This is a genomic window from Carboxylicivirga longa (genome assembly GCF_050589825.1).
In the GTDB taxonomy this organism is placed as follows: Bacteria; Bacteroidota; Bacteroidia; order Bacteroidales; family Marinilabiliaceae; genus Carboxylicivirga; species Carboxylicivirga longa.
Window position 1 is genome coordinate 149,175 of sequence record NZ_JBNGOZ010000006.1, and the last position, 14,719, is coordinate 163,893.

General features: G+C 44.8%; 9 protein-coding genes. 7 read left to right on the top strand and 2 right to left on the bottom strand.

Features of this window, described 5'->3' with window-relative positions:
* Positions 1-43: 43 nt before the first annotated feature.
* Complete coding sequence (locus tag ACRD7A_RS07215; protein ID WP_430810460.1) at positions 44-535, top strand: low molecular weight protein-tyrosine-phosphatase; 492 nt, start codon at positions 44-46, stop codon at positions 533-535.
* The gene (locus ACRD7A_RS07220) at positions 516-1,364 is read left to right on the top strand and encodes a fructosamine kinase family protein (RefSeq protein WP_430810461.1); all 849 of its coding nucleotides are present in this window, start codon (positions 516-518) and stop codon (positions 1,362-1,364) included. The genes ACRD7A_RS07215 and ACRD7A_RS07220 overlap by 20 nt, the downstream gene beginning before the upstream one ends.
* A 9-nt stretch (positions 1,365-1,373) precedes the next feature.
* On the opposite strand, the gene ACRD7A_RS07225 is transcribed toward ACRD7A_RS07220, so the two are convergent.
* Entirely contained in the window at positions 1,374-1,838 is a 465-nt protein-coding gene (locus tag ACRD7A_RS07225; RefSeq protein WP_430810462.1) for a UPF0158 family protein, read from the bottom strand.
* A gap of 323 nt (positions 1,839-2,161) precedes the next feature.
* On the opposite strand from ACRD7A_RS07225, the gene ACRD7A_RS07230 reads away from it, so the two are divergent.
* The 5 genes from ACRD7A_RS07230 to ACRD7A_RS07250 all read left to right on the top strand — a co-directional run bounded on the left by ACRD7A_RS07230 (position 2,162) and on the right by ACRD7A_RS07250 (position 13,386).
* Positions 2,162-2,761: an RNA polymerase sigma-70 factor gene (locus tag ACRD7A_RS07230; RefSeq protein WP_430810463.1), complete on the top strand. Its 600-nt coding sequence runs from the start codon at positions 2,162-2,164 to the stop codon at positions 2,759-2,761.
* 58 nt (positions 2,762-2,819) lie between these two features.
* Positions 2,820-3,797, top strand: coding sequence for a FecR family protein (locus ACRD7A_RS07235; protein WP_430810464.1), 978 nt, complete (start codon positions 2,820-2,822; stop codon positions 3,795-3,797).
* Between the two features lie 102 nt (positions 3,798-3,899).
* Positions 3,900-7,379, top strand: coding sequence for a SusC/RagA family TonB-linked outer membrane protein (locus ACRD7A_RS07240; RefSeq protein ID WP_430817938.1), 3,480 nt, complete (start codon positions 3,900-3,902; stop codon positions 7,377-7,379).
* An 11-nt stretch (positions 7,380-7,390) separates the two neighbouring features.
* Positions 7,391-8,902 carry a RagB/SusD family nutrient uptake outer membrane protein gene (locus tag ACRD7A_RS07245; RefSeq protein WP_430810466.1) on the top strand — a complete coding sequence of 504 codons (1,512 nt, stop codon included), beginning with the start codon at positions 7,391-7,393 and terminating at the stop codon, positions 8,900-8,902.
* Positions 8,903-9,057: 155 nt separating this feature from the next.
* On the top strand, positions 9,058-13,386 hold the full coding sequence (locus ACRD7A_RS07250) for a C25 family cysteine peptidase (RefSeq protein WP_430810467.1): 4,329 nt from the start codon (positions 9,058-9,060) through the stop codon (positions 13,384-13,386).
* 152 nt (positions 13,387-13,538) lie between these two features.
* Here ACRD7A_RS07250 and ACRD7A_RS07255 read toward each other — a convergent pair whose 3' ends face one another.
* A complete protein-coding gene (locus ACRD7A_RS07255; RefSeq protein ID WP_430810468.1) occupies positions 13,539-14,684 on the bottom strand; it encodes a universal stress protein in 1,146 nt (381 codons plus the stop codon).
* Positions 14,685-14,719 lie beyond the last annotated feature (35 nt).

Here is a 14,719-nt window from a genome sequence, read left to right on the forward strand (position 1 = left end):
AAAATTAAGCCAATTTCAGGCCTTCAATTAAAAGATGCACAGCATGGATAAAACAAAAATATTATTTGTATGCCTGGGTAATATCTGCCGAAGCCCCAGTGCCGAAGCGGTAATGAAGTCCATCCTTGAGCAGCAGGGACTGAGTGATCAGTATGAAATAGACTCGGCGGGCATCACCGCTTACCATGCCGGCGAACCGGCCGATCAGCGTATGCAGCGGCATGCGGTCAACCGGGGAATTACACTAAGTAGTATCAGCCGCCCTGTAAAAAGCCCTGACGATTTCAGGCATTTTGATTACATCATTGGTATGGATGATCAGAATATGGACGACCTCCTTCTGCGATGCCCGGATGAGACAAACGCTGCCAAAATACATAAGATGACTAACTTCTGTAAACAGCACACGCATGATTCAGTACCTGATCCCTATTACGGCGGGGCGGCCGGGTTCGAGCTCGTACTGGATTTGCTGGAAGACGCCTGCGAAGGCTTGTTAAATCATATACAGCGTAATGAGCAACAAAAGCATTAAGCACATTGAAGCCGCGCTACAATGCAGCATCACCCATCAGCAAGCGGTGGGGGGTGGCTGCATTGCGCAATCAAGCCTTCTAACTGCCGATGATGGGCGCCGTTTCTTTTTAAAGGAAGGTGGCCCGCACAAAGCCTTTATAAAAGAGGCCAACGGCCTGAAAGAACTCAGCAAAGCAGGGGCAATAAGGGTACCGAAGGTGTTGCTGGAACATGATGATTTCCTCTTGCTGGAACCCATTGAAACAGGCCCTAAGAAGGCTGATTTTTTCGCCACTTTCGGCCGCCATTTCGCACAACTCCACAAGCAGCAAGGCAGTCATTTTGGTTTCTATGAAGACAATTACATTGGGGCCACACCACAAATCAATACTCCTTCCAACAGCTGGACAGATTTTTACTTCACACATCGATTGCTTTACCAATACCGTTTGGCAGAGCAAAATGGCTACGCTGACGAACCCCTTAAAAAGGCTTTTAATAATATTGAAAAGCGCCTTTCAACCATTCTTGAAGGCAGCCAAGAGCCCCCTTGCCTTTTACACGGCGATTTATGGGGCGGTAATTACCTGGTGGATGTCTGGGGTGAACCAGTACTCATCGATCCGGCCGTGTATTATGGTCACCGTGAAGCCGACCTGGCCATGACACGACTTTTTGGCGGCTTTGAGGCTACTTTTTACAAAAGTTATCAAGACTTTTATCCACTACCCGACGGGTATGAATACCGGGAGAACATCTATCGCCTATATCATATCTTAAACCATCTTAACCTGTTTGGGACAGGCTATAAAGCAGAAGCCATCTCACTCATGAATAGCTACTTATAGGAATTAACATCAAACATTATCCTCATTGCAGTTTTCGTTCATTACGTGTATGTGCTCCTTACAAAAACGACTCCGGAGAATGCGCCGCAAGCGATCGCTGTAATAAGTTTGCCACGACGACTCCATAACCGGCCCAAGTGTTTTCAATGCCACCTTGAAATTATTAAGAGGTTCTTTGGTGCGCAGCGCTTTTACCAGACAAAGACTATCAACCCGTTCCTGCTCTAAAGAAAAATCCATCATCAGGTTATAAATCTCACGCGATGAAAGTGGTTCCACCTGATAGTAGTCGTTGGGATTTTGCTCTACCTCTTCCATGAGCAAATCATAATCATCGGTTAAATCCATAAAATCAGTCGTTTCCAAACCTGATGGAAGTGCTACTATCCGACTGTTTGAGCGTTGAATGTAAACCATAAATTCATCTGCCATCAACGCCATCACGCGCTCTATAAGTTCTGATGTATTTCTCATAAATCTATCATTTAACATTCCACATTACACGGTGCATAGCATATTCTTAAAAGTTATCTAAAGGGGAATTACACCATACAACTATGCGTTACTAAATTAGTACTTTCCCCCCACCTGAACAAGCCAAAAGGATAGAAGGAAATAACCATCCATTAATGCAGGGATACCAACAGATTTACCCCGTGCCTCATTGCCTATATTTCGACCAAAAAACATGGATAATTGAAAAAAGATAAATAATGTGATCAGTATTTTTAATGATTTTTATTAATTTAAACTTCTTTTAACCAAAATACATTACCCAAAACAAAACCATACGAGAAATGCTCGTACTACAAACCATTGATATTGACCGTTTAAAGTCAGGGGACGAGCAAGCTTTTGAGGTTCTCTATAAAGCTTCTTTCAATGCCCTGTTTTTTTTCGCCATTCAGTATGTTAACAGCGACGCCGAGGCTGAAAACCTGGTGCAGGAAACATTTTTGGCGTTGTGGACCAACAAAGAAAATCTGTCATGTGTAAATACAGCAAGTATCAAATCATGGCTATACACAAGCCTGAAAAATAAATGCATTAATCACCTTGAAAGAGAGAATACGAAAAGGCATTACACTGAGTACCAGATTCGGCAAAATCAGATACACATCGAAGTATTGGATCAGCTTGACTTATCAGATGTTGCCTTCGATGAAATTCAGCACCTGCTAAAGAAAAGCCTGGAACAGATGCCTTCTCAATGCCGAAAAGTTTTTGAACTCAGTCGCTTTCAGGGACTAAGAAATAAGGCCATAGCAAAGCAACTTAACATATCGGTAAAAGCAGTGGAGGCGAATATAACACGCGCCCTCAAATTACTTCGTGTGCAGCTGAAAGACTATATTGATGTCTGCTGCTTATTGGGTGTTTTCTCTAATTTTTTTTAATACCGTATAGGGTATTCTTCTCTACTTCTGTCTTATAGTAAGAAGAAGAGAAAAAACCATGGACACAGTAAAAACTTGGAAATTAATTACAAATCAGCTTTCACCTAAGGAGGCGCAGGAAACATGGGCGCAAATTATGCGTTCGCCTGAAGACCTGGCCGCCTATAAAAAACTAAAGGCACAGTGGTCGCTCACCGAAGGGCAGCAACTGATAGACAATGATGGAATAGAGCAAAAGCTAAAGGAGTTCAAACTACACTACCGCAAATTATTACCACCACCAACAAAATGGCTCTATTTTAGCCGCTATGCAGCTGTTGCCATCATCCTTTTATCCTCCCTTCTTGTGTGGCAGCAATTCAAGCTACACGATGATAGTCAAATACATTTCAGCCATTTTGAATCGGGCAAAGGCAGCATTAATAAGGTTCTGCTAGCCGATGGTTCGGTGATATGGCTCAATGCCAACTCGCACATTAGCCTGGTCAAACAAAATGAGCACTTACTGGAAATGGATTTAAGTGGTGAAGCCCTGTTTGAAGTTGTGCATAATGAAAATCGACGCTTTATTGTGCATACCCAACAACTAAAAATTGAAGATCTGGGAACCCGCTTTAACATCAGAAGCTACGCAGAAGATCAACAGGTAACGGCCACCCTTATAGAAGGCGAAATTGAAGTTAGTGAGCCTCAATCTAGTCTGCGCGAGATATTGTCACCTGGACAACAGCTTATTTACTCACTTAAAGACAAGCAATACACCCTCAACACGGTGGATACAAGCACTGTTGGCAGATGGAAAGAAGCGAAATTTGAATTTATTGACAAAACCCTGAGGGAAATTGCCCGCGATCTTGAAAACTGGTACGGGGTAAGCATCACCTTTAAAAACAAAGAACTGGAAAAGGAGCGTTTCACGGGCGTGATACAGAAAAGCACGCCGCTTGAAAAAGTGCTGGACATCCTTAGCTATTCATCCGACATTAAATATCATACCAAACAAACACCTAATGGCACAGAGATTATGATCCAATAAAAAAAGCAGCAGTCAGGTGGAAGCGACTACTGCTTAGAATTTAAGAAACTGCGTCAACAGTTTCACAATGTTTAATTGTAACAGTACAAATTTATGAAAAAAATGCAAACCAGACCCTGCCGGGCTTATTCCGGCATTGGGAAAATTTTACGCATCATGAAAATCACCTTCCTTCTTATGGTCGTGTGTGGCTTAACGGTATCGGCAGCAAGCATAAGTCAAACTAAAAAAGTAACACTAACAGTTAAAAATGCCACCTTGCTCGATATCTTTAAAGAGATTGAATCAGCTACTGAGCTGGGTTTTTTGTACAAAAATGATCAGATTGATCAGCGACAAACCTATTCAATAACTGCTGAAGATGAAGAAGTACATAATGTGCTCGACGCCTTGTTGCAAGACACCCAATACCACTTTACCATCATTGAAAACAATGTGGTGATTACTGCTATACCAAAGCAAGCTGTAGCAGCGACGCAACAACAGCTTACCATCAACGGCAAGGTAATTGACGTGAACGGAGACCCCTTGCCCGGCGTGAATGTGTACTCAAAAGCACAACCCCAAAACGGCGTTATCACGGGTATTGATGGTAGCTATACCATCACGGTAGACAATACCAATGCAATACTTACCTTTTCATTCATCGGTTTTGTTTCACAAGATGTACAGGTTGCAGGGCGATCGCAAATCAACATTACCCTGCTGGAAGAACAGGTTGACATCGAAGAAGTAGTCGTAACGGGCTATGGTCAGGTGGCCAAAGAAGCATATACAGGTTCGGCCTCGGTGGTTTCAGCCAGAAAGATTGAAGACCGCCCGGTGGCGAGCTTTCAGGATGTGCTGCGCGGTAACTCGCCGGGCACACTCGTTACCGGTACCGGACAGCCCGGTGTAATGAACAGTATCCGACTGCGGGGTATCAGCTCTATGAATGCCTCCAATGCTCCCCTCTATGTTATTGACGGTGTGATTATGGATGTGGCGAATATGTCGGGTAATTCTGACTACGCCACCAACCCACTCAACTCAATCAATCCTTCCGACATCCAGTCAATGACAGTACTAAAGGATGCTGCCTCGGCTTCTTTGTATGGCTCACGCGGTGCCAACGGGGTAATTGTAATCACCACAAAGCAGGGGCGTAAAATGGATAAACCAAAGTATAGCCTTGATGTACAAGTAGGTGTAGCCCAAATATTTTCAGGAAGTAAGCCCGACCTTGTAAACAAAGATGAGTTTATGGAGCTATGGCTCGAAGGCGAGATGCACTATCAGATACGTCGTAAAACGGGTTACGACGATTTCTTTACCGAGATACAAAATATCTACGCCGACAAAGAAGGCTACGAAGTATCAGGACGCAACTATCATGATTGGTATGAGTATGCGCAGCGTCAGTTTAACAGTCACTTTAGAATTGCCAACCCCGATGGCGGCTACTACGATGAATTTTTTGTGGATGGCGAGCAAGGTCCTGACTTTGATAAGCTGGCCGACACCAATTGGTACGATGAAGTAACCCAATCTGCCCCTTTCCAAAAGTACAACCTATCAACACAAGGCGGCAGCAATAATGTATCCTACTATGCCTCAATGGAATATTTCAATCAGCAAGGAATACTGATTGGCAGTGCGCTGGAGCGTTATTCACTACGCATGAATCTAACATCAAAGCCCAAAGGACAACTACTTCACTGGGGTATTAATAATATGGTATCCTACAGCGACCAGGAAGGCCCCCGCGCCAACGCTTACGGCTATGCCATGCCCCAATACACGGCTTTGGCCGTTGCTCCGGTAGCCCCTGTTTACCTGGAAGATGGCAGCTATAACCTATCGTTGCCTAAAAATGTGAATGGCAACCAAAACCCGGTGGCGGTGGCTGAAAATAACGAATACAAAAGACCACAAACAAAAATATTAACCACAGGATTTTTACAGCTTAACCTAACCGACTGGATCAACATTAATAACCGAACCAGCTTGGATTACACGCATGCCCGGCGTCGTAACTGGTATAACAAAGACTTTGGCGACGGACTGAAAAACAACGGTTCGCTGTATGAGCGCGATGCCCGGCGCCGCAAGCTTATGAACACCACCCTGGTACAATTCAACAAAACTTTTAACAACGACCATAACATCAATGGTTACCTGGGCTTTGAGGTGGAAGATTTGAACTACGAATATGTTACAGCCTATGGTGTTAACTTCCCTTCTAACGAAACCAACTACTTAAGTGCGGCTGCTACCCCATCCTCAGTAAGCGGATCGCGCGAAGAGTACAGCATGACATCCATGCTGTCGGCTATTAATTACTCATATCTCGATAGGTACTATTTATCAGCCAACCTGCGTAGCGATGAGTCATCGCGCTTTGCTGAAGATTACCGACGCGGCACCTTCTGGTCAATATCAGGAGCCTGGCGCATCTCCGGTGAGGCCTTTATGGACAATGCAGACTTTATTGATAACCTGAAGCTCAAAGGCAGCTACGGAACCAATGGCACCTTGCCTTCTGCCATCTATGCATGGCAATCGCTGTATTCAGTGGGCGGTGCCTACATGAATAACCCGGCCGGATCACCTTCCTTCAAAGCCAATGAAGAGCTGACCTGGGAAGAGAACAAGGTATTCAACATCGCGCTGGAAGGCCGTCTGTTCAATCGTGTGAACCTGGGCGTAGAATACTACAACCGGAAAACCGAAAATCTGTTACAGGATTTACCCGTAAGCTCCACATCCGGCTACACTTCCATTCTGGAGAACTCAGCAGCCAGCCTCAGCAACAAGGGTCTTGAAATAAATGTGGGGGCTGACTTGCTGCGTACTACTGATATTCGCTGGAATTTAGACCTGAGCCTGGCCACTCTTAAAAATGAATTCTCGGGTCTGGAGAGCGATATCATCGGCTCCACACAGATTAAACGAAACGGAGAAAGTTACTACACCTGGTTTATGCCCGAGTGGGCTGGTATTGATCAATCGACAGGTGAACAACAGTGGTATTACACCGATGAAAACGGTAATAATGGCATCACTAAAGATTTTGATGATGCTGAAAAACGTGTTCTGGGAAAGGCGCTGCCTGATATTAGCGGTAGTATCGCCACCTCGGTATCATGGAAAGGCTTTGATTTGTCGGCGCTTTTCACCTATGGTTTAGGTCATCACGTGATGGATTACACCGGACGTACCGCCACCAAAAATGATGGTTACCGCGACTACCGGGGCATCGAGCGCAGTCAGCTTAACCGCTGGACACCGGATAACAGAACAGGCATCAACCCCATTCGTGTGAACTCAAGCAGCACCTGGGATCGCTATCGTTCATCACGCTATCTGTACAAAGGCGATTATCTGAAGCTGAAAAATATTAAACTACAGTATTCCATTCCCAAGGTACTTACTAACCGCATCAATGTAGGCGCTGCCACAATTTTTGCCCAGGCAGAAAACCTGTGGGTAACCACTGAACTGGATGGTTTCGATCCGGAAATTTCATTAAGCGGATTCCGCGACCCGGATCAATACCCCACCGCCACAACCTACACATTCGGATTAAAAGTTAATTTTTAAAAGTGATTACAATGAAGAAGATATCAATTATATTTTTAATGATGATCGCATTTCTTTCGGCCTGCGATGATGTGCTGGACAAAAAACCCTATACCTCCATGCCGGAAGAAGATGTGTTTATGAGTGCCGAGGGGGCACAAGTGGCATTGGAAGGTATTTACAATGCCCTTACCGGAGAGGATTACTATGGCCGCCTAATATATGCCTTTGAAGCTTCAAAGGGACCCGATTTTTGGGTGGAAGATACTGGCAATCGTTTTGAAAGGGAAAATGCTTACCGCGAGAGTTCCACAAGCGGAGGTTACGCCGGCGACGCCTGGGATAAGATCTACGATGTCATCTTTGCCTGCAACAGCCTTCTGGAAGGCATCAAGTCCATACAGGGAGAAGAAGCTGAGGTAACTCGCATCCGGGGTGAAGCAACTGCCATCAGAGCCCTGGCCTATTTCGATCTGATGCGTTTATTTGCCTACCCACCCATCTTCTCAGTGCCCGGTGGCGAGCACTATGCTGAAAAATACAAAATGGGGGTTCCGCTGCTGCTGACTAAGCAAGAACATCTGGATGCATTGATCAACCCTCCAGGCCGCGAAGATGCATCCGTCTGTTATGATCAGATTGTTGCAGATTTTGATGCGGCAATCCTGGATCTGCAAGAATCTGACATCATGCGAGGTAAAATATCCTACGAGGCAGCCAACGCCCTGCTGGGACGCGTACATCTTTACCTGGGCGAATGGGACAAAGCCATTGAAGCCTGCACCAAGGCCAAAGATGCCGGAGATATGATTGCCTATGGCATCTATACCTCTACTTATTTTAAACCTTTCAATAATGAGAACATTTGGGAATTGGGCTATTCAGAAACCGATCATCTGGGTTCCAACTCACTAAATTCATTGGTACGCAACCCCACCGTTGACATCCCCGGACATCCCGATGATGGCGATGTACTGGATGATGGCATCGGCTATGCCGGTTATGGTGGCAGCAAATCATTACAAGCTATTCTGAATGCTGTGCCATCGGACTTACGCAGCTACCTGATTTGCGATAACGAGACAGGACGCAAGCGAGGCATCCGCAAATATATTGGCGTAAATGGCGCCCACAATGTACACAACATACCCATTGTGCGACTGCCCGAGGTGCTTCTGACCCTTGCCGAAGCGGAGGCTGAAAGTAACAGCGACTTATCGATGGCTGCCGGCTACCTCAATGAGGTATATAAAGCACGAACCGATAGCGAATACGAACTGCCTGCAACCAAAGAGCAATTAATTGAAGATATCTTACTGGAACGCCGCAAAGAGCTGGTGCTGGAAGGTCATACTTTCTGGGATTACTTCAGACGTGCCATACCGTTCGAACGCGAGGAAGAAGGCAATGTGAATAGCGAGGTGGCTGAGATAGATTACACCCAGCCACAAGTTGTATATCCAATTCCACAGAATGAAATGGAAGCGAATAAAAATATAAGGGGACAGCAAAACCCCGGCTATGATCCCTATACGGATCAATAAGCAACACCATTAAATGAAAGGTTTAGTTGTGTATTTTTTGTGATAGGACGAATGCCGTTGAAGCTTACTATACAAAGCTTCGACGGCATTTCTCAATACCCTTTGAAATTGCCTTAACCGTTCCGTTATTAGTACTAAAATGAAAGATGCATATTATGAGAAGACGATTAAACAGGTTAAGCCTAACAATATCAGCCCTACTGTGTACATTACAATTAAGTATTGCACAACACCCAAGGCAATATATTGCCTTTGAGCATGGCCAAAAACTTAAGGCGGCCACTGCAAATGACAAATTCAATTACACGATCAGCAAGGCACTCCCTGACAAGAATGAATATCAACTGCGCTTTTTTGGTGCTCTGGCCTATCCTGTAAAGGCAGCAGGCGAACAGTTTCATCAACTTTATATCGATGGCTTATCTCCCTTTGGTAATACCGGCTTACCTGCCCTTCCGGCCAAAAATATGATAATAAAAACAGATAACAATGAACTACCGGGTATCTCCATTACTCATATCGATACCCTAATGATGGAGGACTTTAACATTGCCCCCAACACGCCGCCCGATGTGGATCTATTCAACAACATAAGCGACTTAACCCTGGATGAACAATACCAAAAAAATACTTTCTACCCCGAGAAATGGGTTGAGGTAATCGACGTACAGAAATTTCGCGACCAACATCTGGCCATTATACAGATACATCCCATCCGTTTCAACCCGGTTACCAGGCAGATACTCGTTGCTCAATCGCTGCATTTTAAACTAGAAGCCAATAGCTTAAAAAAAAAGCTTGGTGGCAGTGGCCCTGGTTCTGATTACCTAGTGTTAAGCCCTCTGACCTTTGAGGCGGCAGCTCAAAAGCTGGCTAACTGGCGCAGTAAATGCGGGTACACCAGCACCGTTACGACAGCAGCCAGCTGGACACCGGAAAGCATTAAAGCAGCCATAAAAGATTATGATATTACTAACGGGAAAGCACCTGATTACCTCTTGTTACTTGGTGACCATGAACAAATGCCCGCCGAATCGAAATACCGGGAGGACGATGGCGAAATGAAGCTTTACGTCACCGACCTTTATTACGCTTGCCTGGATGGAGCCGACGACTATCTTCCCGACATGGCCTACGGCCGATTACCGGCTGCCTCGCCCAAGGAAGCCCTCCGCCTGGTGGATAAAATCATAAATTATGAGCAACACCCACCGACCAGCGACAACTACTATAAAAATGTATTAGGCTGCGCTCAGTTTCAGGATGAAGATGAGGATGGATATGCCGACCGCCGGTTTACGCAAACCAGCGAAGAGGTGGGCGACTATTTAAAATCGAAAGGCTACAATTACCAGCGCGTGTATTTTGCCGAAGAAGGGGTGAAACCTCAATACTACAACGACGGCAAATATTCATCAGGTGAAGCCCTGCCCGATGAGCTGCTACCTGCCAATGGGTTTCAGTGGGATGGCAATGCCAATCAAATAATCGCTGCCATCAACGAGGGCTGTTTCTTTAGTTTTCACCGCGATCACGGCCTCACATCAGGACTAGGTTGGTCACACCCTAATTTTACCACCGAGCACATCGATGATTTAAACAATACCGAAACGCCCACATTTTTATACAGCATCAATTGCCATTCAGGAAAATTTAATATCCCAAAAAGTTTTGGAGAGAAAATGCTTTTTCACGACCGTGGCGGTGCCATAGCAGTATTCTGCGCGTCCAACACCAGTTTTAGCGGCTATAACGATGCCATGTTCATTGGCATGGTCAATGCCTCATGGAACACTCCCGGCATCGTATCAGATTATGGTCCCAATAACCCGGGGTACGACGATGACAACCCACAGATGCTGTCACTGGGTCACATTTTGAACTATGGCAAATTGCAATCACTCACTCAGTGGTCGGGCAATGCCGATACCCATCAGCATATTTTTGAGCTCTTTCACCTACTGGGCGATCCTGCCATGTTATTACCCTTATCAAAACCAACGCCCCTGGAAGTGCAGTGCGACGATTGGTTTAACGCCTCAACAAGCCTCTTCAACATACAACTGCCCGAGAATACCGATGGCTACTGCAGCATATCCCAACCCGATGATAAACTCATCTTTTCGCAGGCCATTAGTGGCAATACCCTGTCGCCTAACCTGGAAGGCATCACAGCCGACTCGCTACAGATCGTAATCACAGCCGATGGGCACAAGCCCTTTATCAAATGGATTAAGTACAGCCGGCCTCACTTGCAGCTTGCCAAAAAAATTGAATTATCGCCCCTAAATATTGATCAACTGCCTTATAATCATAAAGTAAGCTTATTAAATACGGGTCTGGGCAGCACACAGGTAAACACCATTACGGCCAACAATACCACCATTGGCTTTGATGTGCCGGCCAACAAGGTGATTGAGGAAAATGAATCCTGGTCGTTTGACTTCATCATCCACAACACAGCATCTGGTCAATACCGCGACACCCTATTTATAGAAACAAATCTGAAAAAATATTCCTTGCCTGTACATTATCTGGTGGCCACAGTGCCCAAGGAGACTACTCTTGAAGGCCTACTGTCAAAGGCACAATCGCCCTATTATTTCAATCGAAACATTACAGTAGAAACCGGCAGGTCCCTGGTTATCGAAGCCGGTGTTGAAATACTTTTTGCAAACAACGCATCATTAACCGTGTACGGGGCATTGGAAGCTCAGGGCACAGAATCGGAACCCATTTACTTTGCCCCCGCGGGACAAATCAACTGGAGTGGCCTGCGTTTATTGAGCAACACAACACAAAGCTGCCACTTTGAGCATTGCTATTTTGTAAGTGCAGGTCACACAACAAGTGAAGGTGGAGCCGTACTCATTAATAATTACCGTGATGTGGTGTTTCACAACTGTTACTTTAGCAACAATACGGGCGATAAAGGAGGCGCCATATACGCAACCAATACCTCAGCACTCATCAAACAATGCTCCTTTACCAACAATAAAGCCGATAAGGGAGGCGCCCTCTATTTGGACGATGCAGGACTCAGCATCCATAACACCATTTTTCATACCAACCATAGCATCACTTATGGGGGTTCGGCGGGTGCCATATACTGCTCAGCTTCCAATCCCCTTATCGAGGGTTGCCTCTTCTATAACAATTATGCACCTTTTGCCGGCGCCATTTACTTACGCGACAATAGCGGCGGTCAGCTGATCAATAACACACTCACCATGAACCTGTCGAATTACGGAGCCGGACTGCGCTTTAAGAACGAAAGCAATACCCGGGTGTATAACACAGTTTTGTGGGATAATGTAGCTTTTTCGGGCGGCAGTGAAATATATACCTACGAAGATTGTGAGCCGATGTTTAGCAACTGCATCATCAAAGGCGGAGAGTCACACATTAGGGTATATAAAGACTTGAGCTTTAACGGTTCACTGCACGATTGCCGCATTGACAATCCTCAGCTGATAAAGGAGTCTGCAATGCCATATCGAATTGGTACTACATCAGTAGCCAAGGATGCCGGCACCTCCGACATTGCTCAGTACACTTTCCCTGACACCGATTTGCAGGGAGGTGAGCGCATACGCCACGGAGGCATTGACATTGGAGCCTATGAATTTCAGAACTATGCACCCACAGCCATACAACTTAGTTGCGACAGCACGCTCAGATCTATTGCGCCCGGACAATGCCTAGGTTTGCTAAGTGCCAGCGATAAAGATGCGGACGATGTGCATAGCTATTCGCTTTTGAACATGCCTGCCCGCGATTATTTTACCATACGCAAGGATTCGCTCATCAGCATCCAATCGCTGACAGACTATGAAGCAGCAAGCATAAATCTAGACATTGAATGCAACGATAATGGCTTTGATCAATTAAAGCACCAGCAATCTCTCGAGCTAAAAATTATAGATGGTAATTTGGCACTTCGCAGGTCGTTAACACCTATTCAAACCACCAATTTCCCCAAAGACAGCACTGTTGCTCTCCGGGAATATTTTGTAACATCGCCAGCCAATGCCACATTGCAATTCAACCTTGGCCAGGCATCCATGCCCACGGTGGCCGATGCCACGCTGAGCAATGGGCAACTTCTGCTGAGCTATAAAGATGTGGGGGTTTCACGATTGACTCTAAGCGTAAGCCTCGATGACCATACACTGCAACTGCCCTTTGAAATACAGGTACTGGGCCCCACTGCCATCCACGATCAATTAGAAAACCACATAAGTATTTATCCTAACCCCTTTGCTAAACAACTGTTCGTAAATAACATGAAGTCCTCGGGGCATGAACAGCTCACTATTGAAATATTTAACCTAAAGGGGCAACTCGAATATAGCAAACAGATTCAGGCAGATGCTGCCGCAACAACAGAACTTCACGTGGGGCATATTGCAGCAGGTATGTACATTATAAAAGTGCGTACAGCAGACAAACAGATTTTCCAAAAGCTGATACTAAAACGTTAGCATGAACTATCTTTATGTCAATTATTGATCGGACGTTTTTTCAATAAAATGCCGGAGATTAGCCATTTAATCTCCGGCATTTATCTTAAGCAGCATAAATTGTATGCGATTCTTATGATTATCCTATGGTAACGTTAAGCTATCAATGGTAGCTAATCTAACTTTAATCCTTTGCGAATCTCTAATTCAACATTTTTATCCCACAATCGCTTCACTATCTCATCGGCTTTTTGCTGATAAGTAACAGCCATTTCCTCATTGCCGGTTTTACGGTATAGCTGCACCAGCGAGTAAATCGCTGGAAGGTGCAAATCATTAACTGTTAGGCAGGTTTTCAATTGTTCAATACTGTCATCGTAAAAGCCAGCAGCTTCAAGCTTTTTGGCATTAGCCAGCAGCCGCTCAATATCCGAAATATCTTTCTCCATCTTAAGATTCAGAATATTTTCCGACTTGGTAACAACTACTGAACAGGGCAAATCACGAATAACCAACTCGGTGACACTACCCAACAATAAACGCTGAAAAAAAGTTTTTCCGGTGGCTCCCATAAACAGCACATCAACCTTTTTTTCAGTCGCAAAATCAATAATTTTCTGATGCGGTTTACCGCGTAGGATCAAGCACTCATATTCAACATCAACAAAACTAAAAGTCTCCAAAAAGGCTGCAAAACTATCACTATTCTCCCGCTCCAATTCCTTATTCTCCTCTTCATAATCTACCGAATATCGTATTGAGTAAAGTTCATCCAATGGCTCAAACACATTCACAACATATAGTTTAGACTGAAAAATACGGGCAATTTTAATGGCATTGATTAAGGCTCGACGCGAGGCTTCGGAATAATCAACAGGACACAAAATCGTTTTGGGTGTACCCTGCGTTGCTTCTTGAACAACCCATACGGGCTTTTCCGATTTACGAATCAATTTTTCTGCCAGGTAATCTATGGTTTGATGGTTTTCAACAATATGAAAATTATTGGGAATCAATATCAGGTTTGCACTTTCCCTTTCAGCCGCTGATATGATTTGCTCAAAAATATTACCGTAGGCAATGTGCTTTTCAGCTTCCAGGTGCTGCTCCTTAACTTCGGTAATCACCTTTTCAAAATCTTTATCAACATAGCGACTTAATATCTCTTTCACCTTCTGCGAACGGGCTTCAGTAGGCAATACATGCAACAGCAATAAACGGGATCCGAATTTTTTGGCCAACTCCATTGCCAGGGTCAACTGATTATTGGCAGGTTCACTGACCTGTATCGGTACTAATATCTTATCCAGCAGCTTCATAGGCTCTATTTTATTATCTAAACATTAAGGCAAAT

Coding starts and splice junctions, on each gene's coding strand:
- ACRD7A_RS07225 (WP_430810462.1), bottom strand. CDS start 1,838: ATGAGAAATACATCAGAACTTATAGAGCGCGTGATGGCGTTGATGGCA.
- ACRD7A_RS07215 (WP_430810460.1), top strand. CDS start 44: ATGGATAAAACAAAAATATTATTTGTATGCCTGGGTAATATCTGCCGA.
- ACRD7A_RS07255 (WP_430810468.1), bottom strand. CDS start 14,684: ATGAAGCTGCTGGATAAGATATTAGTACCGATACAGGTCAGTGAACCT.
- ACRD7A_RS07230 (WP_430810463.1), top strand. CDS start 2,162: ATGCTCGTACTACAAACCATTGATATTGACCGTTTAAAGTCAGGGGAC.
- ACRD7A_RS07220 (WP_430810461.1), top strand. CDS start 516: ATGAGCAACAAAAGCATTAAGCACATTGAAGCCGCGCTACAATGCAGC.
- ACRD7A_RS07240 (WP_430817938.1), top strand. CDS start 3,900: ATGCAAACCAGACCCTGCCGGGCTTATTCCGGCATTGGGAAAATTTTA.
- ACRD7A_RS07250 (WP_430810467.1), top strand. CDS start 9,058: ATGAGAAGACGATTAAACAGGTTAAGCCTAACAATATCAGCCCTACTG.
- ACRD7A_RS07235 (WP_430810464.1), top strand. CDS start 2,820: ATGGACACAGTAAAAACTTGGAAATTAATTACAAATCAGCTTTCACCT.
- ACRD7A_RS07245 (WP_430810466.1), top strand. CDS start 7,391: ATGAAGAAGATATCAATTATATTTTTAATGATGATCGCATTTCTTTCG.